General features: G+C 40.3%; 18 protein-coding genes. 7 read left to right on the forward strand and 11 right to left on the reverse strand.

Translation table 11 applies throughout. The features are described from left to right. Positions 1–49: 49 nt before the first annotated feature. The 3 genes from ACP69U_RS01150 (at position 50) to ACP69U_RS01160 (ending at position 3,032) form a co-directional block, all read left to right on the forward strand. A complete protein-coding gene (locus ACP69U_RS01150) occupies positions 50–1,114 on the forward strand; it encodes an AraC family transcriptional regulator (RefSeq protein WP_426137550.1) in 1,065 nt (354 codons plus the stop codon). An 85-nt stretch (positions 1,115–1,199) separates the two neighbouring features. Continuing rightward, on the forward strand, positions 1,200–2,192 hold the full coding sequence (gene rhuM / locus ACP69U_RS01155) for a RhuM family protein (RefSeq protein ID WP_404642628.1): 993 nt from the start codon (positions 1,200–1,202) through the stop codon (positions 2,190–2,192). A gap of 96 nt (positions 2,193–2,288) precedes the next feature. Further along, complete coding sequence (locus ACP69U_RS01160) at positions 2,289–3,032, forward strand: zinc-dependent peptidase (RefSeq protein ID WP_426137551.1); 744 nt, start codon at positions 2,289–2,291, stop codon at positions 3,030–3,032. 163 nt (positions 3,033–3,195) lie between these two features. On the opposite strand, the gene ACP69U_RS01165 is transcribed toward ACP69U_RS01160, so the two are convergent. Further along, positions 3,196–3,849: a hypothetical protein gene (locus tag ACP69U_RS01165; RefSeq protein ID WP_426137552.1), complete on the reverse strand. Its 654-nt coding sequence runs from the start codon at positions 3,847–3,849 to the stop codon at positions 3,196–3,198. 209 nt (positions 3,850–4,058) lie between these two features. Here ACP69U_RS01165 and ACP69U_RS01170 point away from each other — a divergent pair, with 209 nt between their 5' ends. Both ACP69U_RS01170 and ACP69U_RS01175 read left to right on the forward strand, forming a co-directional pair. Next, positions 4,059–4,544, forward strand: a complete 486-nt coding sequence (locus ACP69U_RS01170) for a hypothetical protein (RefSeq protein ID WP_426137553.1) — start codon at positions 4,059–4,061, stop codon at positions 4,542–4,544. A gap of 1,160 nt (positions 4,545–5,704) precedes the next feature. After that, positions 5,705–6,973: a tyrosine-type recombinase/integrase gene (locus tag ACP69U_RS01175; RefSeq protein ID WP_426137554.1), complete on the forward strand. Its 1,269-nt coding sequence runs from the start codon at positions 5,705–5,707 to the stop codon at positions 6,971–6,973. A gap of 254 nt (positions 6,974–7,227) precedes the next feature. On the opposite strand, the gene lldD is transcribed toward ACP69U_RS01175, so the two are convergent. The 3 genes from lldD to ACP69U_RS01190 all read right to left on the reverse strand — a co-directional run bounded on the left by lldD (position 7,228) and on the right by ACP69U_RS01190 (position 11,973). Beyond that, the gene (gene lldD / locus ACP69U_RS01180) at positions 7,228–8,370 is read right to left on the reverse strand and encodes an FMN-dependent L-lactate dehydrogenase LldD (RefSeq protein ID WP_426137555.1); all 1,143 of its coding nucleotides are present in this window, start codon (positions 8,368–8,370) and stop codon (positions 7,228–7,230) included. 127 nt (positions 8,371–8,497) lie between these two features. Beyond that, the gene (gene dld, locus ACP69U_RS01185; RefSeq protein WP_198329965.1) at positions 8,498–10,204 is read right to left on the reverse strand and encodes a D-lactate dehydrogenase; all 1,707 of its coding nucleotides are present in this window, start codon (positions 10,202–10,204) and stop codon (positions 8,498–8,500) included. A 62-nt stretch (positions 10,205–10,266) separates the two neighbouring features. Next, the gene (locus ACP69U_RS01190; RefSeq protein WP_193007398.1) at positions 10,267–11,973 is read right to left on the reverse strand and encodes an L-lactate permease; all 1,707 of its coding nucleotides are present in this window, start codon (positions 11,971–11,973) and stop codon (positions 10,267–10,269) included. Positions 11,974–12,267: 294 nt separating this feature from the next. Between ACP69U_RS01190 and ACP69U_RS01195 the strand changes: the two genes are divergently transcribed. Then, a complete protein-coding gene (locus ACP69U_RS01195; RefSeq protein WP_201501268.1) occupies positions 12,268–13,173 on the forward strand; it encodes a LysR family transcriptional regulator in 906 nt (301 codons plus the stop codon). Positions 13,174–13,350: 177 nt separating this feature from the next. On the opposite strand, the gene ACP69U_RS01200 is transcribed toward ACP69U_RS01195, so the two are convergent. The 6 genes from ACP69U_RS01200 to ACP69U_RS01225 all read right to left on the reverse strand — a co-directional run bounded on the left by ACP69U_RS01200 (position 13,351) and on the right by ACP69U_RS01225 (position 22,050). Continuing rightward, positions 13,351–13,977 (reverse strand): condensin complex protein MksE, encoded by a 627-nt coding sequence (locus tag ACP69U_RS01200; RefSeq protein ID WP_201553847.1) that lies wholly within the window; start codon positions 13,975–13,977, stop codon positions 13,351–13,353. Between the two features lie 41 nt (positions 13,978–14,018). Beyond that, positions 14,019–15,347 carry a hypothetical protein gene (locus tag ACP69U_RS01205; protein ID WP_426137556.1) on the reverse strand — a complete coding sequence of 443 codons (1,329 nt, stop codon included), beginning with the start codon at positions 15,345–15,347 and terminating at the stop codon, positions 14,019–14,021. A gap of 29 nt (positions 15,348–15,376) precedes the next feature. Beyond that, entirely contained in the window at positions 15,377–17,770 is a 2,394-nt protein-coding gene (locus tag ACP69U_RS01210; RefSeq protein ID WP_426137557.1) for a hypothetical protein, read from the reverse strand. Next, positions 17,767–18,435 (reverse strand): hypothetical protein, encoded by a 669-nt coding sequence (locus tag ACP69U_RS01215; protein WP_426137558.1) that lies wholly within the window; start codon positions 18,433–18,435, stop codon positions 17,767–17,769. Before ACP69U_RS01215 ends, ACP69U_RS01210 begins: the two co-directional genes overlap by 4 nt. Then, a complete protein-coding gene (locus ACP69U_RS01220; RefSeq protein ID WP_426137559.1) occupies positions 18,425–19,237 on the reverse strand; it encodes a hypothetical protein in 813 nt (270 codons plus the stop codon). Before ACP69U_RS01220 ends, ACP69U_RS01215 begins: the two co-directional genes overlap by 11 nt. Positions 19,238–19,659: 422 nt before the next feature. Continuing rightward, entirely contained in the window at positions 19,660–22,050 is a 2,391-nt protein-coding gene (locus ACP69U_RS01225; RefSeq protein WP_426137560.1) for a TonB-dependent receptor, read from the reverse strand. Between the two features lie 506 nt (positions 22,051–22,556). Here ACP69U_RS01225 and ACP69U_RS01230 point away from each other — a divergent pair. After that, positions 22,557–22,682 carry a hypothetical protein gene (locus tag ACP69U_RS01230; protein ID WP_265088312.1) on the forward strand — a complete coding sequence of 42 codons (126 nt, stop codon included), beginning with the start codon at positions 22,557–22,559 and terminating at the stop codon, positions 22,680–22,682. 35 nt (positions 22,683–22,717) lie between these two features. On the opposite strand, the gene ACP69U_RS01235 is transcribed toward ACP69U_RS01230, so the two are convergent. Next, positions 22,718–23,233: a hypothetical protein gene (locus ACP69U_RS01235; protein ID WP_426137561.1), complete on the reverse strand. Its 516-nt coding sequence runs from the start codon at positions 23,231–23,233 to the stop codon at positions 22,718–22,720. Between the last annotated feature and the right edge of the window lie 42 nt (positions 23,234–23,275).

Raw genomic sequence — 23,275 nt, forward strand, 5'->3', positions numbered from 1 at the left:
ACTGATAGGATATCAGTACAGTTGTATACCATATATTGAGTGTTCAAGGATGAATGCAAATCAAAAGCCAAACCGTTATCAAAATACCTCTCATCAAACCTTGCTAGCAGATAAGACAAAAGACGTCACTGCACATGATTTATCAATGAATAAAAATTTTCTAAGCCTCTCAGGGTTAGAGATGCCAGCAACGGATCGCATGCAAACCTTAGGTGCCTTCGATTGGAAACATACCATCAATGAGACTTATTTTGATCTTGATGTTAGTTTTCGGCAACCGAATAAGTTTTCTGGTTTTTTGCAACATGCTAAGCTTCTAGAGATAGGTGTTTCGCACTATCATGCTAATACTGTGCACTATAATCGCGGCAGACAGAGCTCTGGCTATATTGATGACAGTATTTTAATTACTTTTCCTATGACAGGCGACGTCCGTTTTACCCAAAAAGGACGGCAGCTGACCTCTAAACCCGGTCAATTCTTTATTGAACTGTCCAGCTTACCTTATGAGTTTTATCATTTGCACGAAGCATCACTGTATGTGATTAAAGTGCCTTTAGCGCTACTAACCCCGCAAATGGGTACTATAGAGCGGCAGTTTGCCCGCAGTCTGTCTATTGATGAAGGGGCAGGCAGGTTACTGGTATTTCAAATTGGTCAAATACTGGCGCTTATTCATAACAATCAGCTGGGTGATTTAGAGATAAAAATATTAGAGCAGCAGCTGCTGAATCTTATTGTATTGACATTGAGTGCCCCGAAAGAGGTGATGATGAGTTGCAGCTCGTCCATACAGTCGGTGCACCTAAAGCGCATCGAGAATTACGTTTATTTGCATCTAGAAAACTCCGGTTTAACTCCAGCGATGGTCGCTGCTGCTTGTCATATCTCTGCTAGATACCTACATAAGTTATTTTCTGAGCTACCTTATACTTTTTCAGAATGGGTCAAGGAATTGCGTTTAAAGAAAGCCAATCATATTTTGAAGAGCAAAAGCTACGTGACTATAGATGAGGTCGCTCATAGGGTAGGCTATGCCGATCAAGGTTATTTTTCACGCATTTATAAGCAGCATTTTGGTTATTCGCCGCGAGATACACCAGGCACAGTATAGTCATTGTTATGTACTCTGTCATGCAGTCGCCGTATAATTTATGAATTGAGCATAAGTGCGTATATTAAGTTAAGGAAAAACCAAGATGACTGATACTACAAATCATAAAACAGCAAAAGTAGAGATATATGAAAGCGCTGATGGAAAAGCGCAGGTAGACGTACGTTTTGTACAGGATACGGTCTGGCTGTCACAATCACAAATGACTGAGTTGTTTGGTCGTGACCAATCAGTGATTTCGCGTCATATTGCCAATGCCATAAACGATGAAGAGATCGCTGAGAAAAGCAATATGCAAAAAATGCATATTGCAAATTCTGACCGCCCTGTGACTTTTTATGACTTAGATGTGGTTATCTCAGTAGGTTATCGCATCAAATCTCCCCAAGGTGTGCAGTTTAGACGCTGGGCAACGCAGCGCTTACGTGAATACTTGGTTCAAGGCTATACGCTCAATCAAGAGCGCTTTGATAAAAACTCGAGCGAACTACAACAAGCATTAAATTTAATTCGAAAAACCGCGCAAAGCCCTGAGCTGAATACCGATGAAGGTCGCGGCTTGGTTGAAATTATCAGCCGTTATACACAGACATTCTTATGGTTACAGCGTTATGATGAAGGCTTGCTTGATAATCCTTCAGGGGAGGATGGCGGTATCTTACCCAGTCCGACTGAGGCGATGGCAGCGCTGACGGATTTAAAAGCGCAGCTTATAAATAGAGGTGAAGCGACCGAGCTATTTGCTAAGCCTCGCGGTGATGGTTTGGACAGCGTATTGGGTAATTTACAGCAAACCGTCTTTGGTGAGCCTGCATACCCGACCATCGAGAGTAAAGCGGCGCATCTGCTGTACTTTATGGTCAAAAATCATCCTTTTACCGATGGTAATAAACGCAGCGGCGCTTTTTTGTTTGTAGATTTTTTGCATCGTAATAATCGACTGCTCAATGATAAAGGTGAGATGGTCATCAACAATACCGGGCTTGCCGCATTAACCTTGTTGGTCGCTGAATCTGACCCCAACCAAAAAGAAACCTTGATTAAGTTGATTATGAATATGCTGGCATTAGAGGGTTGATAAACAGGCTTATTGTCAGCATTATTTAACATCATAAAACGCATAACGCTAATAATAAAAAGCACAGTCCAACGATAAAATTAAAGGAAATTCAATATGTTTAGCATGATAAAAGTCTGGCGCGAGCAGCGTATCTTGGACAATAGCGAGTTTACTCATGCTGACTGGATGCAAGCTGCTCAGCGTATTGTCATACTTGATAGGTTGAACGAAGATGAGCTAACACGCTTGTTTGAGCTGGCGACGTTGTTTTTGGCGGATAAGTCGATTACTGGGGCGCAGGGTTTCGAGATTACCAATGCGGTGCGGCAATCCATCGCCTTGCAAGCTTGCTTGCCTATCTTAAACCTTAGCCTTGAGTGGTATGCTGGCTGGTCAGCCATTATTATTTATCCTAGTTCCTACAAGAGCGAAACCACCACTGTCGATGAGCTGGGCATTGTCCATGAGGGCAGTCAGCACCGTAGCGGCGAAGCATGGCTGCGCGGCCCCGTTATTCTGTCGTGGAAGGATGCCAAACACTCAGGGGAGCGCGACGGTCATAATGTCGTCATTCATGAGTTTGTGCATAAACTTGATATGTTAAATGGTCGTGCCAACGGCTTTCCACCGCTACAAGTGGATATGAATCCTGCGCGCTGGACTGAAATTATGACACGAGATTTTGAGGATTTTCAAAGCCATCATAAATCAGGTCTTGATCGTTATGGCGCGACTAATCCTGCGGAGTTTTTTGCGGTACTCAGTGAGGTGTTTTTTGAGACGCCGCAAAAGCTGATCGATGCTTACCCTGATATTTACGACATAATGATGAAGTTTTTTCGCCAAACACCACTTTAATCAAAATCATTAATAGTCACTATTAATGTTCGATAATGAATATATAGGCATGAAAAAGCAATAAAAAAGGGCAGTGCATAGGTTTTATGACACCGCCTTTTTTTTGGCTTATTTTTCCTTTAAGTCTATGTTTTTTTTAGATAAAAACTATTTAAGTTGTCCATTACTCATTCACAATAGCGACCAAATAGCGTTTACCTTCATACTCTTCAAACACTAAACGCATGATGCGCCAATCCATACCAGCGTATTCCTCCGAGCCTTTATGATAAAACTCGACAACCTCTGAATTGGGATAAATTTTCTTTAGGTTATTAATCATATTCCCACTGTGTTGGAACTCATTAATACTGATACTGGCATTGTTAAATTTGCTAGCATCAATCCACGTGTCTAAATATGTAGGTAGTGGCGTGACGAGTAGATCGCCCGTACCGTCTTTTTCACCCCAAGTAAAACGAATTTTGGACTGTTGCAAATATTGGGCGAATTGTTCACGGTTAAAGACTTTATCTGTCTCAGGACGCACATAAGCATACATCGAAAAACGGACGCCACGGGTTGGATGAATATCATTGGTGATGCGAGCGAAGTCTTTATTCGCAAGCGCGCGCTGAATACGTAAGGCTTGCTGCTTAAGGGTTTGCTGACTGATATCGGAGACAACAGGCGTTGATGAATGGCCGTTAGATTGATTTGGAGTGGCTATATTGGATTCAGCAGAAGATTGACAGCCAGTTGCTGCTAGCGCCAAAGCCAATGCGCCGCCAACGGTTAATTTAGATGAACGGTCTTTGAAAGTAGATAGTAGGGTCATAAAGCATCCTTATCGCAGTGGTTATCGAAATATACGTTACTGTGAATATAATTGGGCAAATTTCACAAGATTACTAAGCAAAAAGTTATTAAGTAATAGATCGTTTTTAGTAGATAAACCGGAATGATACGATAATACAGCAGAGTCATAATATGGTTATGATGTAATGGTTTATAACACTTATATCATTGAAGCTCGTAGAGAACGCTATGCCAACACATTATTCACTGACGCTGCTAGCTATGGGACTAATAGCAACCAATTCTGCTATAGCTGATATAGCAGAGTCAACTCAGACTTATGCAGCCATAAAAATAGCGACCATTAGCAACATGTATCAGCAAGATGTCAACAATCAAGGCATGGATAATCCGGTCGTATTGCAACAGTATGCCGACCCAGATCTACAAGCCGCGATGCAGATTGAGCAAGACTATTTTGATAGAGAGCAAATATCTTGTCATGTTGATTATGATGTATTGTGGGATTCGCAAGATCCTGATTATACCCAAGACAAACAGTTTTCGATGACTGACCAAGGATTGGTGCAAGTGAGTTTGGCACATGGCAGCAATGTTTATTATGAGTTGTCATGTAATGGTACCGATGACGATGCTAATTGCCGAGTAGCAGATGTGATTTTAGATGAAGATGGTAAGTCTTTACGCAAGCATCTACTAGAAACCTGTCGCTAGTAAATGTTGAGTATTATTTTTATTAACATCTAAATATAAATATAAAAAGCTATAAACCCTAAATAAAAATCACAGTGCCAATCATGAAAGCTTATAAATGGCACTGTATAAAACTATGAGCCTAACTTCTAAAGCCATTGGTTTGTTTTCGCATAATGTATATTATGTTAAATAAGCAGTATCTGATAGTAAATTCATGGAATTATAATCATAAACCTTTTACCTATGTGTTGTAGATACAGTAATTCTACCATTCATTCAAAGTTAATCTGTTCGATGAACATATTCTGACTATGGTTAATATGTGTATTACCTTCACCATGCATAGCTAACCTTCTGCGTAGTTTCTTATTCTTAATCATCACCAACAGCCAATTTCGCTATCATTCAATTGTTAGCATCTTAATCATCTGGCTTCTTGGTACGAATGCTCTTGCAATACGTTAGGCATATAAAGATATCACTACCTATAGATTATTAGCTTAGCTCAAAAATCATAACTCTTTTGATTTTCTGTTACTTCATATCAGTTCTAATAGCGCATGTATGATCTTACAATACTCTTACTTAGCCTGTCTGCAAGTCTGGTTTGGAACTACCTTATAGTGGCGAATATCATGACCAACTAAGCTGTAATACTTTTTGTTTTAAGTTATCAAAAACCCCTCATTATTCGTAATATAATTTCATCTAAAGCACTAATTTGACAACCGCCAAATTTGCACAGAACAGTACTATGCCCCTAATTTTTGTATTCTGTGCACGTACAGGAGCATGGTTTTTGTCGAAAATATGTGCAATCAAATGCTAGGCAAGGCATCCATCTTATATTAACCCCAATTATTTGACCAAAATAACCAGTAATAATAAGCTACAGCTCAATAAACGCATAGCCTACCCTTCCTTCAGTCGTTATGCTATAATCATCCCCAAGTGAAGGTTGGGGATGATTATACTTTAAAACCTTTCATTTAAAGGGTTTTGCAAAATAACTAATGAATAATAGTGTCCATGTTAGTGTCCAATAGCTATCTGTATTTCTCAGAAGACGCTTTTCAAGATTTATAAAACGTGCGCAAAGATTGCTCTAAATCTAAGTATAGAGTTAATAGATTAACATTCACAATTTACCTAGCTTATAAAACTGACGGATGTACATCATGACTGTCGATAATTTAAATGATATCAATAAACTTGAATGCCGAGATAAAGATTACTCGGTCAGTGTCTCAGGTATCGCGGGTTTAAGTATTCGTACTTATCCAAATGGTAAAAAGGAATACTACTTACGGTACGCTCATCCGCATATCGATGGTAAGCGCCCTAGAATGATGTTAGGTAAGGTCGAAGATGTCAGTCTATATGAAGCTAAGTATAAAGCAGAAACTATACTTAGCACGGTCGCACAAGGCTCCGACCCTAAAGCCATTCATAAAAAAGAACAAGTCAATAAGTATGCTCATCTAAAGAACGCCACATTTTCTGAAATCACACAAGCGTGGCGAGATCACAAAACGTCAAGTCGTCACCATAGTAAATCTAGAAAGCGCGCGTTTAGTGACTCAACCCTTAAATTTTGGGATTTATGTCTAGGATATATGTGTCGTGAGATTGGCGACTTAAGAATGAACGATATCACAAGCGAGATGATATTGAGTGTATGTGAGGCGATTCAAAACAATGAAAATCAAGCAACCTTCGTTGGTGCAAGCACTAGGCTTTATACCGAAAAAGTCTTCTCATTTGCTGTTGCAAGAGGATTATGCGATAGAAATGTAGCTATTGATACACGTGGTGAGCTAGCACCTGCCAGTTCAGGCAACCACTTACCAGCCATCACCAAGCCTGATCAGTTTGCCACTCTCCTAAACGATATGTCCAATTTCAAAGGTGCAAGTAAAATCACATTGGAGGCAATGAACTTACTACCGTATGTCTTTGTGCGTAGTATCGATTTGCGGTCTATGCGTTGGCAAGATATAGATTGGGATAATAAGCTATGGGAGTTTTCTCCTACTAAAGGCGAAGGTCGTGATGACATGGTGTCGCACTTAGTTGTACCACTAGCCACTCAAGTAATTGAGCGCTTAAGAAAAATACAATCAGTCACAGGTCATAAAGAACATGTATTTGCATCGATACGCGCCTCGAGCAATCCTTATATTAGCAAAGCGACTTTAGTACAGATATTTCATAGGCTTGGCTATAAAGATGTGCAATGCGCTCATGGATTTCGAGCATCAGCTAAAACCTTACTTATGGAGCAACCTGAACTGCGTTATTCAGATATCGTGACCGAGCTGCAATTAGGACATCGAATAAAGGATACGCATGGCGGCGCTTATAACCGATTAGATGAAATTGATACTCGAATACTGATGATGCAAGATTGGGCTGATTATATAGATAAGCTCAGGGGTTCAACGTAATGATTGCTTTAAGTTGTGGTTATCGCTCAACAATAATATACCTATTAGCATTCACAATAGCCCTTTGCATAGCGTCTTATTCCCAGTCATCACATAACAACCAAAACACCCTAACATTCGATTGTTGGTAGCTTAGATATTGGAATTTCTGCAACCTCGCGCTTGTGATCAACGACCAAGCTGACGGCTTCTAAGCTCCGGTATCTTATTTGCAATAGCTCATTTCGTATGCTGACAAACTCTATAGCCTCGGTTTAATTATCCAGTTTTACCAAACAGTCAGAATTAATATCAGCAATCGTTTTAGCACCAGTCAAGGTCATTGCGACGCGTATTTCTTTATCTAGCAGTTCTAACAAATTGCTTACCCCTGCACTGCCATCCGCTGCTAAAGCATAAATAAAGGCGCGCCCTAGCATGCAAATATCAGCGCCCAAAGCCAACATACGCACAATATCTAAGCCATTGCGTATTCCAGAGTCGGCTAAGATTTTAATCTCTCCTTTAACCGCATCGGCAATAGGAGGCAGAGCACGTGCACTGGATAAAACACCGTCCAGTTGTCGTCCACCATGATTGGATACGACTATGCCGTCGGCCCCAAAACGTACCGCATCTTTGGCATCTTCTGGGTCCAAAATACCTTTGATGACCATAGGCCCATCCCAGTACTCGCGAATCCAATCTAAATCTTTCCAAGAAATAGAGGGATCAAAGTTATTACCTAGCCAGCCTATATAGTCTTCCAATCCTGTTGGCTTACCTAAATAAGCAGAGATATTGCCCAGATCGTGCGGACGGCCATTTAGTCCTACATCCCATGCCCATTGCGGATGCGTCATAGACTGGAAGTAACGGCGCATAGTGGCATTTTTACCGCTCATACCAGAGTGCATATCTCGGTAGCGTGCCCCTGGTACCGGCATATCCACCGTGAAAACCAAGGTCGAACACCCCGCCGCTTTGGCACGCTCCAAGGCATTTTTCATAAATCCTCGGTCCTTTAATACATAAAGCTGAAACCACATCGGACGGTTGATTTTAGGCACCACTTCTTCAATCGGACAAACCGAAACTGTCGACATGGTAAACGGAATGCCTTTTTGATCGGCTGCCATAGCGGCCTGCACTTCTCCGCGGCGGGCATACATACCTGTCAGACCTACGGGTGACAACGCGACAGGCATAGACAGAGTTTCATTAAATAACTGCGTCTCGAGACTAAGCTGTGACATATCATTCAGTACACGTTGTCTAAGGGCAATTTTTGATAAATCTTCAACATTATGTTTTAAGGTATATTCCTCATAAGCACCGCCATCTATATAATGAAATAGAAATGGTGGCAGTCGGCGCTTGGCAGCAGCCCTGTAGTCGTTTGGAGATGAAATAATCATACGCTTGCCCTTATTCTGTTAGATATCTATGTAATATTTTTGAATCTCTAATTATTTATTGATTAGTGCTAAACGATGGATGCAATTGGCTTGTTTTTGAAGCAGCAAGCTTAGCCCAAACTGCCTATTACAAACAGCACGAGCAGTTACGTTTGGTTTTTGACATTTTACCGATGCCGGGATTAAAGCTATTGGTTGGGTCTAGACTTTTATAGAAATTCTGCAAATCAGGCTCTGCTTCGTATAGATGACCGACATTATGCTCAGCAGGATATTTGGCTCCGCGTGCGCTCAATAGCTCTAACATCATCTTTTTAACAAGCTTGGCATCACTGCCCTTCTTTAATATATAGTCTTGATGAAACACATAACAAAAGAAATGTCCGTAATACAGCTTCTTTTCTAAGTGTTTTTCAATGTCTTCAGGCAAGCTTTCAAGCCACTCTAGCTCGTTACGTGGTATGGCAATATCCAGCGCTAATATCTCACCGACCTCTTTTTCATGTATAACTTCATAGCGTAATGCGGCACCGGCTGCGGCAAAACGATTTAAAAGCGCGCTTTCTGATTCTTCCTGACTACATTCAAAATAGTTACCCGTGTCCGACGCATCAAAAAACGTCTTCAGAAAATCTTGAGCCTCTGCTATACCTTCATCACTCATTTTTATGATGAGGTGATGCTCGTATTGATTACGGTACTCCATCATGCGCTTGGGCAAATGCTTTGGAAATAGAGTAGCGATAAACTGCATGACTTTGTCAGTGAAATGCTTTGGCATCCATGACCACTTATGAAATTTTGCATCCATAGCGCCTTTGATAGAGAACAGTCTAGGTAAAGCATTTGTACCGAGATGCTTGATACTCAAGAACGTGTCTTTACCGTATTTAGCGGAGACATCAAATATATCACGATGCATATACTCGCCCACTTCAGGGATATTGTCGAAGCGGGATAGTATCTGTCTTCTGAGCTGTGCAAGCTCACTCACACTGTTGGTGCCTATGTAGAAAGTTTGCTCTTTTGCCGCTATTGGATAAGTGTCAAGACGTACTGCAAATACGGCAAGCTTGCCAGCACAGCCGCTTGCTTCATACAGTCTGCGCTTGTCCGCATTAAAGCGACTGGGCGTGCTTGCATCAACATCTTTTACTCGGGCGATGTACTCTCTGTCAGATGCGAGCTTACCAGTGTCAGGTAATTCTCTTCTATCAAAATGACCGTTTTGCAAATTCGTTAATATTTCTTCAGGAGTATCACCCAACTTGACGTCTAGATGATTGACTAGCACCAGTTGACCGTGTTCATTTATTTGGGCAAACAATGCAAGCTCGGTGTAAGCAGGCCCTCTTTTAACCAGAGCTCCACCAGAGTTATTAGATATACCACCAATAATAGACGCACCTAACGTCGAGGAACCGATGACAGAGTGAGGCGCTCTATTGACAGCATTAAGCTGACTTTGCAACTGATGCAATGTCGCCCCAGACAAGCTAATCACTTGCTCGCCATCATTCACCAAATACAACTGGTTTATGGCAAGCGTATTAATCACCACAACGGGTCTATCGTAGTCATTACCGCTTGGTGTTGAGCCTTCAGTCAGGCCTGTTTTTGCCGCTTGCATAATGATAATACAGTCGCCTTCAACGCACACTTCTAGGCTACGCCAAATGTCCAGCAATGTTTGCGGAAACAAAACCGCTAAGGCACTGCCGCCACCAGAGCGCCACCCCATTCTATAGTGCTCATTTTTCTCTGGATCAGCTTGTACATTACTCGCGCCTAGCAAGTTGGTTAGTTTATCTAACACCTGATCAGGACTAAGCATGCCTTGAGAAGCTTGATTTGACGAAGATATATGACGCTCCTTATCTTGTAATGGTGTGTCACTCATGATGCCAAGGGACCTTGAAAACCAAAAATATAAATGGCGGCCATGACGATGATGCCACAGAACAACACATAGTATATGGTGGGTAAAATAGTACGCCTAAGTGTGGCGCCCTCCATACCAAGTAAACCCACCGTTGCTGATGCAGCCACCACGTTATGTATGGCAACCATATTACCGGCTGCGGCACCAACCGCTTGCGCTGCGATGATTAGAGAAGGTGAAATATGTAAGCTCATGGCGGCTTCATATTGGAATTGACTGAACATCATATTAGATACGGTATTAGAGCCTGCGATAAATGCACCTAAAGCACCAATGGTTGCACTAATCAATGGAAAAACATTGCCAAAAGTACCTGAAAACAACTCTGCACTGGCGACTGGCATACTCGCCACATCTGATAAGTTTATGCCTGAATTAATAAAAATTCTAACCATTGGAATCGTAAAGATAAGTACAAAACCTGCCCCTAACACAGTCTTACCTGATTCTTTAAAGGCACTGTTTAGTGCGCTGACGGGCTTTCTAGTTTGAAAAGCGGCGGCAACCAAAGCACTAATTAGTAACAAGCCGCCCGGTAAGTATAAAGGACTAAAACTGGCACTGATATCTGTCTCACCTAAAATCGAGGTTAGGTCTACTGCTACACTGTTAAGTAAAGACTGAAAGCCTGTAAATACTCTTGAAAACACCAGTAAAAGGGCAACCAATAAATAAGGGAACCACGCCATAAGGGTGGACATCTTCTTATCACTCAAGGTTAGCGTAATATCTTCTTTACTGACCACTAACTTACCAAGCCATTCACTCGGCCAGTTTTTTTGCGGTTCAAAATCCCATGTGGTTTTTGGTACCAAAAACCCTCTTTTAGCAGCATTAACAACGACAGTAATACTGACCAAGCCACCGACCAGTGACGGAAACTCTGGCCCTAAAAAAACACCGGTTATCATATAAGGGATTGTAAATGCCAAGCCTGCAAAAATTGCAAACGGCCAAATCGCAAAGCCTTCCCGCCAGCTTTTGTTTTTACCAAAGAAGCGAGTGAGCATCATCACCATAAAAAGTGGCATAAACGTACCAATGACACCGTGAATAATGGCGACTTGACTGGTAATCAGTTGTAAAAATTCGCCCCACTGTACTCCTTGTTGTGCCAGTTGAGCACTAATGGCAGCTTTATCTAACCCATCATTTACCCCTATCACAATAGGCGTACCGACCGCACCAAATGATACAGGTGTACTTTGTATCATCATTCCCATCAACACCGCACCCAGCGCCGGAAATCCTACTGCCACCAGCAAAGGCGCTGCAATAGCGGCAGCTGTACCAAAACCAGAGGCGCCCTCAAGAAAGCAACCAAAGCACCATGCAATAATAATGGCTTGCACACGCCTATCTGGCGATACATTAGTAAACCCAGCACGGATAACGGCGATTGCACCAGTATGTTTTAATGTATTCAACAAAAAAATAGCACCAAAGACTATCCACAATACCGAAACCGTAATGACCAAACCCTGAATAATAGATGATGACACTCGGTTAAGCGTCATATCCCATATAAAAATGGCAAGCGCAGCGGTAACCACTAAAATGATAGGCATTGTTTTTTTAGCTGACCATTGCAAACCTATCAGAAAAATACCACAGAGAACGATTGGCAGTAATGCCAAAAGCCCATATATTGTTTGATTCAAAATTACATCCTTTTGATTGTGTGATCTTCCTTGAACTAAGTCATCGAAGCCTTTATTTTGACGAATCTATGATGACTAAGTTGTATTAAATATTCACAAATAGGGACTGCTTATTTACTAAAGCTGTCTTGTAGACAAAGCCGAGCACGACTTGCGACAGTTTATGTCCCAATGTTAAAAATGCCCTGAAATAGTCTACGCCTTGTTAATTCATTGATATATTGCATCAATGGACAATGTTATTTTCCTTTTTTGCTATAATTAGAAACACATTACTAAAATTGGAGAACAAGTGTGACCAAAGCTGACGACATGATTTTATTCGTTCAAGTTGTCGAAGAAGGGTCATTCTCTAGAGTCGCTGAAAAATTATCATTGACGAACTCGGTAGTGAGCAAGCGCATTGCGAGATTAGAAGAGAACTTAAATATACAACTGCTTTATAGAACCACTAGAAAGTTGAGCTTAACCGATGCAGGCAGGGCGCTTTATAACAAAGCTAAAATTGCTAAATCCGCCTTTCAAGAAGCTGAAAATGCTGTCACGGGTTACGGCGAAGATATGAAAGGTCATATACGTATAACCATGCCTGTGGTCTCTGCGAATTTCATATTTAGCGAATCTATTGCCGAATTCTGTAAACAACACCCTGAAGTATCAGTAGAGTTACAAATTACCAATCGATTGGTTGACTTGATAGAGGAAGGATTTGATTTGGCACTAAGGACCGCTGTGCTTGAAGATTCTTCACTCATTGCAAGGCGCCTTATAGATAGCCAGTGGATTATATGCGCGACTCCAGCCTATTTAGAGCAACATGGTGCGCCTCAAACTCCTGAACAGTTACAAAATCATGAGTGCTTGGTTTATAAGTTTGATAATACGGCTAACAGTACATGGCCGCTATATATAGACGGCAAAGAGCAATTAATATCTGTCCCTGGTCGGTTTCATAGCAATCATCTGAGTGCAATTAAACAAGCCGCGCTTAGCGATTTAGGTATCGCTTTTTTACCACAAGTGTTGATCTATGAGGAGATACAGAAAAATACACTCACGCAGATTTTACAATGTTTTACCAGCAAGAAGCTGGGGCTATATGCGGTTTATCCTAAGGCCAGACAACCGGATCAAAAGTTAAAACTGCTCGTTGCACATTTACGAGACTCATTACATCAAAAACAGGCTTACTACTACTAAGTAATAAGCCTGTTTTTGATGTATATAAAAAAACTAATAAAGCGGTCTTAAAATTAAAGAGATAGTGAAGAGTTTTTTATGGGCAATAAAAACTGATTGATGAGCCAAATATAATTATCATATTAGCTACATTGGCAAGTTAGGTAATCAAGTCATAACACATTGCTGTTCTGAATATTAACTTGCTTGCGTATCTATTGTCGTATTATCTTCTTCATTTGCTAGCTCAGACTCAGTGTCAAACTTACGCTGAATCTCCTGATAAAAAGAATGGCCTGCGTTGGTTAATATATAAGCTTTTTTGCTAGGTACTTCAATCATAATATCTCGATGAACCAATAGTTTCATAACCACGTCTTGTAACGTCCGCTCACCTTTTGTGATGAGTTTGGACTTCTCCAATATCTCTTTAACATGAGGCATGTCTGCCATTTTCAAAAAATCATCTTCAGTCAAGCCACCACTTTTTGCATTGGTTAATTTACTGAGTTTAAATTTATGGTGATTAATATATTGACCAATAACAAGCAACATAGTCATCGCTTTCATTGCTAGTTCAGTTTTTGTGCCATCTAGCGTGCCTGTAGCAACGATGCAAATATACTCAGGATCATTTATTGGTGCAATAACCAGATGATAACCGCTCATTTTATACTGTTTAACGTATTCATCTTTATTGTCTATTATCTCAATAAATAATGGATTAACGGTGTCATCACCTGCATTATCAAGGAGATGTTTATTGAGCATCTTTCCATTCATTAAATGGCTATATATCTCTTTGCTTAATGTGTAATTTGCCATAATAGCGTGCTACCTGTCTATTTGAAGTAACGTTAGGATGTTTAAAGTGAGGCTTCTGCATAATCCCAAATGATATAATCAAGATAATAAACACCATCATCAATCCTATCACGATCGTTGCGGCGCTGAGACACACATGCGTCATCCAGTGCACTTAAAAAGTATTCGAGCGCATACAAAAAATCTATTATGCCCGCATTAGGCAATAACTCCTGTAGCTTCTGCCACACATAGCGTTGTACATTCTCAATCATATTATCCACTGCTATCTCATATAACGTTATACTCAATATTTGTTCGCAGCGTTCCTCTTCAATGTCAATCTCTGATGGTAACGCACGTAAGGGATTATCCAGCTTTTGCTTTAACGGACGTCTGAGCATCATCTCATAATAATTATTAAAATGATCCAGTCCCCTACTTGGTGAATAGTTAAAGCGTTTCTCGTACTTTTTTTTATGATCTTCTAAACCATCAAAGGTTGTGGCAAGCTTGAATACCTCGCTGTCCGCATTTAAGTATTTATTCTGATGGCGTCCATGCCTTAAAGGCACTAGCGATTCAACCAACACCCCAAAAGCTCGCTCCATACTCAAAAAAAACTCTCTTTCTTGTGCTAAATTCACCAAATAAGCGTTTAAACGACTGGCAATGGCTCTGATGTCTTTGTAATAACAGAAGATAGCGCCAACGCGAAACTGTAATGTTCTCGCCTTGTCTACTTCCCCTATTTCTTCAAAATAATGCTCAAGATCTTTTAGGGTTTCTGATAGATTTTTAGTCCCTTTTAATTCAAGGCTTGGGTTAATAAACTCAAGGCAAGGCGTGATGTTACGATGATATACATGCTGCGCTCTATGAAATAACTCATCTAAACCCGTCTCTAATGAGCCCATTTCACGGCTTTTATACATATCTGCAACTTCATCGACACGGTAATCTAGAACTCGCATATTTTCAGAGATATCTACTTGAATGTCGCTAAGTTTTTCATAGAAAAAAGCATAAGTCTCTTTAAAGTTAATACCCTCAATGGGCAAAGTCGTCAACTCATTTGCCAGTCGAACAACGTCTTGTCGATGCGATTCAAAAGGTTGAGAATCTAATTGTTTTTTGCGAGAAATATCCAGCCATACTAAAATGTTATAAATGTCTTTGGATAGCGTTACCATATTGGTTAAACCATCAATATTAACGAATACATTCGCCTGCAATAATGCCTCGACACTTAAGATATCTTTTAAGGCATAGTCATCATCTTGATAAATAACTTGTTCGTAAAACTTCAGATACGCTGTCATAGGAAACTGTAACGCTGTCTCGTTGGCATTAATCACATCAACGAATCTAAAAAAATGAGATTTATGCATTTAAAATGCCCTCTAGTATCGCTTCTCGATTAATGACCATGCACAACCCTCCCCTGACGGTTGATTTGGCTTGGCATAATATGGAAGATACAATCACGAGATTTGGGCTTGCCATCGAGCAAGCTTTTATCAACTCGAATGTAATTAGGGATATAGCGTAGGGTGTCTGGATGCAAGCCCGGATTGGCGCATATAATAGTAAAACCAGCATTGCTCACATGCTCAACAATGGTCTTAATATTATCTTTGTCAATGGTGCCCACTTCATCCACAATAATAGGCATACGTAAGCTACTGCCTTTTTGGAAAGCTTCACTAAATAGCAATGTAGCAATTAAGGCGGTAATGGTACTGGTCGTACCGCCTGATTGTGACTTTTGTTCGATTTCACCCGTCGCCTGCGTATACTCGTAGTCAATACTATCAATCAAATTACGCATTTTTAAACGTTGACTGTTTGAATGGCTAGTCTTTTCAACATAGTTAATAAGTGATTCATAAAAGCGCTCATCTAAAAGACTGGTTTGATTGGCATTGTGCTTAGCATAGGTACGTTCCAAATTGGCAAAATCAGGCGCTAAGTTAAGCTTAAGAGAGACTTGATGTAAGTTAGATATCTTATGCTCATTCAATTTTTTATTGAGGGAGCTAATCGTCGTACGTAGTAATCCAGCCGAATCTGTAATTTCTTTTAATAAGTTATCAATCACACTATTATGGGTTTTTATTTTGTCATGATAATTGCTTTTTTGAAATTCAAGCGTATCAAAGGAGTTTTTGTATTGCTGAATCACCTCTCCCAGACTATTGATACCTTCAATACGCTGGTGCGGATTAATACCCTCTACCAAAACCACTTCTGTAAAATCTGACACTTTACTGACAAGCCTATTAATACGCTCACTTAGCCCGCCTATGCTATTGGCGATTGTAGATGCCGCACTTAAATTAATCTCAATATCATTATTTTCTAAATATGATGCTATCTCAGGATCGTCTTCTGCTAAATAAGGCAATCCCTGCGATTTTCTCACACCTGCCAGCAGACTTGTAATGCTTTCAGCCTCTTTACCAAAGCTAATAATGTCATCGAACTGCTCTATGATTTGATTGTACTTACTGTCTGTTGATGCTTTAGATTGATCTTTAATGGCTCGCAGTTCTTGAGCCTCTGCCAGCGCCTTGTCTTTTTGGCTTATTTGCTGTGTTTTATTCTCTATCTGACTTTTGATCAAGGATAACCCTTCAAGTAGCGTAATATTGGCATCAAGCTCTCCTATCTGCTCCTTAAGGGCTTGTTTTTTCCCCTCAGCAATCTTTTTACCTATATCTGTATCAAACTGAGACAGTGCGCTGTTTAACTCTCCAATCTCTTGGCTCAATGTAGACGCTTCTTTCTTATCTTGTGTAATAGTTTTTTCAAACTGGGAGCGCTGTTTATCAGCATCATAAGGGTGATAAAATGTATTAGGTAAAGTGAACGATAAAAAGGACAAATTATTAGCATCATCAACCGTAAACAGCGCCGTAAAATCACTAATTTGACGTAGAGCTTCCTCCGTCAATGGGCTATTAGCGGTAATATTTAAAAAATCCTCATTAATACTGCCTAATATATGCGCGCTATGGGAGGGTAACTGATTGGCAAGTAACAAGTCATGATTATCAAGTCCGTTTTGAGCGGCTTTTATTTTTGCCTCTAAGTCCTGTTTCTGCTTATTTTTTTGCTGAATTAAAATAACCGTATTTTCTTTAGCTTGCATGGCTTTAAAAGTTTCGTCATACCTATGACGTTGGATAGTCATTTCAGCAATAATATCTTGTGGGCTTTCGTGAGAAAATTGACCTAATATTTTCTCAGCTTTGATTTTCTGTTGCTGCAGCTGTGCTACTTCCTCTTTTAATGCTTTGTGCAGTATGCCCAATCTAGTAATCTCATTTGCAACTTGCTTTACTTCTTCTATGGCATGATTGCGTTCTCTTTCAATGTCTTCCTTTCTAGCACCAATAGCGATTTTATCTTTAGCATACTGCTGTTGCTTTAATTTAAATTCTCGTAAAAATGCCGTGTACTCTAAGACCGCATGTTTTGCATCCAGATGTAGAGCATCAAACTGCTTTTGAATAAATTCATAGTCGTCTTTATTCTCCGTTAAGCTTTTAATCTTTAAACTTTCTTCAAATAGCTGCGCGCGCTCTATCTTAAGGTCATGTACATTTTCGTTCAGCTTCTCTTTGTCTCGTCCCCGCTGCATCTCGATAATAGTCGCAATAGCATTGGGCAGTTTCTTTTTCTCATCCTTACCAGCATCAAACGCTAATTCATAAATTTTGACAAAAGAGCGAATAGACGCCTCTTTTTGGTCTTTAATCGGCACCACACAAAAATGGCTGGTTTTAGACCCTCTATTACCGTACATCACATTTTGTAATTCTTGCTTGGTGGTGAGGTGTATCCACCCAGTTTTTTCTGTACCTCTATCAGGCTTTTAATACCTAACTCATCAGCAAAGTAATTGGTCTGCTCATTCCATATGAACGGCTTTATCTCTTCATAAGGCACAGGGAAGAACAAACGATGGTATTTATAATCTCCAACACGGTATAGCAGCATCGTAAATAAACCAGCGTGGTTCTTTACTTCTACGGCGATAAAAGATTCACTGATTGGAAAATAATTTTTGTAAGACTCTTCCTTGCTGTAGGGATCATTTGCTTTGTTCGTAAAGTTAAATTTGCTTTCACAGTTATTAAAATTAACTTCAGGATATAAAATAAGCTTAGTCGCGGCAAGACTAGAGGTTTTGCCGCGGTTATTTTTACCAAGCAGTACTAAAGGCTCATCGATGGGTATCTCTGAGTAAGCATGACTCGCAGAGTTAACCAAAACAATCTTATTAAGACAATAGTTGAGTCTAAAGTCATCATTCAAATAGTCATCAACACCCCTTTCTAAGTCATTTAAGTCATTGTCGATCAATGGACTATCTAACGATTTGTTATCGTTATGATCCATAGTAGGGGCATTTATATTGTGAGCCGTAAGCTCATTAACAGACAGGTGATGAGTATTAAAATCAGTAGCCATACAAATATGCCTCTTGTTCTAAGATAGTATTGTGTTTTTTGATAATGCGTATGCAGGGGAGCAGTGCTTGAGGCATATTCTCATCAAGGTTGTATACCTTTTGCATATATTCGGGCGAACATTTATCAATAACTTGCTTAAGGCGAGACTCGACATCATTTGGAATGACAAAGTGAATCGTCATGCTTGATGGCAAGTTATTAATCAATGAGGTTGCCGTTTTAATGCCGCCCAAGTCAAGATCTAGACATAAATACAAGGTGTTATACAGACTTAAAAATGGAAGGTGTAAGCTATTAGTAATCTCTGTCCCTGCACCAAAGATGACATCAATGTCTTTACGCATATCCTCAGTAATTTGGTAGTGCTCGCTCAAAAACTTAAATGTTTTATCGCTATGAATAAACAGCTCTCTGTTTTCTAATATTAACGCAGACTTATTGGTTTTATATTTAGGAATCCTACCGTCGTCTTTGAATATCAGAACGTCAGGATGGTTTTGGTATTTTTGGATAAGGAGTAGTGATCCATTCACTTTAAATGCATGGCTATTATTTTGCATTGCTCCTGAGACTCTATCTTCGCCTTGACTCTCAGCATAATGGTGTAAAAAAGCCAATTTTTCAGGGTCGATATAACTTAGGATGTAAGTATGTGCACCCTTTTTAACCGATTGTAGGTCAGACTCGGCAAATCCATCAAAGGATGAAATAGACGATATTAATTTCTGAAAAGCTCTAAGATTAATAGCTTCACCAGCGTCTATTTTTTCCAAATAGTTTTTTAAGGTTTTCGCAGCCATATATTAAATCTTTTTAATAGTCATATTAAAAACCGGCAACCGCAGATCATGCAAGTAGTACAATGAAGGGAGCATCATACCTAACAGTTTAGTGGTTTGCTGACTATATCATATCAGCACAGTTTCAGACATTAACAGAATAAAAGTGAGGAATACAATGACTTCACGAAGTAAATAAAAAGTTTATTTTGCTACTCCCTTACTCATAGACAGTGTACTAACTGAAAGGTCTTTTAAAGACTTAAAGACAAAGTTGATACCGAATAACGGCTAGGAGAATGTTGATTAACATAAATGATAGTTATTATGAATCAGGATATAGATAAATTAGATTTTTAATCGTATTTTAGGTTTTGAAAAAAAAATGTAAAAACCTTTCACGCTATCCAATAATTAGCGTGAAAGGTTTTCTGATATTATTTTTAATAATCCACAGTGTAGCTCAAGCCGTAAGTTGTACCTGAGGCAGGCAAACGATTCAAGTCGCCATAGGTTGTTTGATGGTAGACCGTTAGATAATCTTTATTGAGTAAGTTATAAATCCCATAGTCTACTCGACCTACCGGCATTTTGACTTGTCCTAATACATCAAGTGTCATATAACCTGTGACTGGCAATGCGCTAGAATCAGGATCTTTTTGTTGATCCTTAAAGGCTTTATCATCACCGCCAATTGCCAATGCTTGTAGACGTATATTACTGCCTTCATCGAAGTTGTATTGCGCAAATGCGGTGCCTTTAAGTGGTGTCAAGCGTACGGCATCAAGCTCCAACCAATCACCATCTTTATCATACTGGCCACGAGTATAGGCGACACTGCCACCCAATTGCCATTGATCATCAATATCATGGCTGAGCGAACCTTCTATTCCGTAGACTCGCTCATCAGTATCGACCACTTCTACCGTATAGTCATTGGTAAAACGTACCGTTTTGTCTGATTCATTATAAAAACCGCTCAATCGTGCAGCAGTATTGCCATGCTTACCTTGCCAGCCCAACTCGTAATTGTCGATTGCGATAGGTTGTACATTGTCTGAGTTGACGACAAAGCCTGCCCGTACATCACGTAGCGCACGCTGAATATCAGCAGTGGTAAAGCCTTGTGAAAAATTGGCAAATACTTGGTCATTTGGGGTTAATTGATAGCTGGTACCGATAGTAAATAGGGTTTTATCGTGGTCTGTATGGCCCTTTTCCACTTGACCAGCCTGATAGTCAATGCCATAAGCATCACTGACACCGTTGATGAGAGGATCATTAAAATACTCTTCGAGCAATTGCTCATAAATGGGCGTGAAAGTAGCCGTTTCTGCTTTGAGTTTTTGATAGCGCACGCCAGCACTGGTATGCCATTTATCAGTGATATCTATATCGGCATTGACAAAAGCGCCCCATTTATCAATGGTGGTATCTGGTCCGCCATTATAAGTCAGACCATTAGTTTGAGCGCTTAAACCATTACTAGCAATAAACATGTTTAAGTCTTGGCCTTCATAGGTTTGCTCGCTTTTTTCGCGTTCAAAGTCAGCACCATAGCTAAATAGCGTCTTTTTACCTGCGATTTCGCTATCCGTTTGCATGGCTGCGCGTAGACCCATCACTTCAATATCTGCTTCTGATTGAGTGACGAATGTTGCCGCGCCCAACAGCTTACCTAGGGTGTCTTTATCAGTAAGACCATTGGTAGCCCAAACTTCAGCTGCTTGGTCTGCTGCACTTTTCCCAGAAGGATAAAAACGGCCTTTTTCGTCTCGATAGTACCCTGTGACGCTCAAATTTGAGCCTGCAATATCATCATTATTATAGTTAAGGTTCACTGATGTTTTGGTGGTATAAGGCTCGTTTTCTACTTCAGCACCATCAATCGCTTTTAAAGATGGTGGTAGTTTTTTCGGTTTTAATAATACTTGTAAATTTTTACCATAATCTGGACCATAGTCAGTATTCTGCTCATCATTATAGTAAGTCACTGCCAAATCAAGACGTTGGCTGTCAGTGAGCTCTATACCCAAGCTACCGTTAACACTTAGCGACTCGGTATCTTGTTGGTCAGTTTGATTGACGTCTGGACTGATGCGATTATCGTGGCTATCGAATTTGCCGCCCTTACGATCATAATCCACATCTAGGCGACCATAGACTCGCTCACCGCCATAACCCAATGTCTGCCCCACATGATAACCCAATGAATCTGAGTCAAAATTACGACTGCTACTGACGCCGACTCTGGTTTGCCTGATAGAGCCATAACCCACCATAGATTTTGTGACGAGATTAATCAGACCACCAGCCGCGCCAGCCCCATAAATACTGGTCGCACCAGAGAGCACCTCTACCCGCTCAAGCTGCGCAGGGTCGATACTGTTTAGCTCGCGTGAAAGGCTGCGTGAGCCACTCAATGGCACACCATTCAGCAAAAACTGCACGGGACGGCCATGCATGGTCGTGCCGTAGTTACTAGTTGAGCCACTACTTGCCCCCAAACTTGGAATAAGCTGAGCCAATATATCTCCAGTAGTACGATTGCCTGTCGCCTGCATTTGTAGCTCATTTTCGGTAATTACCTGTGTGACGGCGGGCATCTCACTAATTTTTTGTGCCAAAGCCGTTCCTGTCCTTGCTTTAGCAGTGACCGTAATGGTATCTAAAGTCACGTCTGGTAACTCACTTGAGGCGGCGTTGACAGCTAAGTCTTCTGAAAGCCTCGTATTTGAAGCGATGTCCATAGCACTGACATTGTTTTGTGCATATAGTTGCTGGCTGATACAAAGGGTAAGAAAGGATAGAGCAACTTGATGGTGGCGTTTCATATTCACTTCACTTAATTGGAGGATCAAAGAGTGGTAAAAGTTATATTTAGCTAATAATGCTGTGTGTACTAACTTTGTGAACAATATTGTAAATGATAATCATTTTTGTTTCTATAATTATTTACAATATTAAAAACCCTATTGCTTCCAAAAAAATACTGCTCCAGCGTCACTTAAGATTTGATATCTAAGCGGTATCCATAATTCAATTAATAGCTTTCTATATGGCTTAACACTGATATATTATTCATATCACCCAAGCGCCTGAACAAGGCTTCTTAGATCGTATGATGTCCTTGGTACGATAGAAGATGCCAAATTAAATTGCACTGACTATATTGCCGTCCTCTCAAAAGGAAAAATCATTGCTATTTTTATTTCAGCGGCTTTGTTAGTTTGCTTAATTTTGACAACGATTAGCGTAGTAGTCATGAGCTGGATGTTCAAGCTAAGGTGATTGTGATCTTGGGACGAGCGGTGGAAGCTGCTGGCGACGTCGATGTACTATGGATTTAGAACAACAATTACCAGAAGTGGCTCGCCGTGGTAGTACGCTACTGCTGGTTGCAGATGGTCAGCAGATATTAAGTGTCATTGAAATTAAAAATATGGTTAAGTCCACTATCAATTAGCATTAACCAAAGTGACTGTTAGCCTATAAACTTGATTATTTTTCCTCACGGTATAAGATATTTTTTGCTTCTACTCTAAAATCTTCATGACTAATGGCAGGCTCAATGCTAGCTGTATTTAGGTTCACACGTGAGACAGACGCTTCTGCCTCACGATATAAGATATTCTGTGCTTCCTGTCTAAAATCACCATAACTAATAGCATTCTTGGCTTGAGCATGCTTAGCTTCAACATTAGCCTGATTGTGATTATTTTTAACTTTTGCTAGCTGTGAACTATCTGCTGCCGTCTCGTTGATTTGATGAGTAGCTACCGTAACAGGTACATGAACACTTACCATGGATGTTTGAGGGATTGTTGAAAAAAAACGAGCCGACACAAATATAGTCGTTAACAACAAGACGCCCACTATGGCAAACCATTTTACATGACTCAGCAAACTGCCTTTTTCTAGCTTTGCTGTGTCGGTTGCTAATAGTGGCTCGTTATTAGAATTGCTGGATAAGCCAACACTTTTATTGATGTCATTTTTATTGTCTGAGAGAGTCATAATCCAATACCGAGTCAATCCATGTTATGAACGGCCTATCAC

The organism is Psychrobacter sp. TWR1-1-1, from assembly GCF_049895865.1.
GTDB lineage: Bacteria > Pseudomonadota > Gammaproteobacteria > Pseudomonadales > Moraxellaceae > Psychrobacter > Psychrobacter immobilis_A.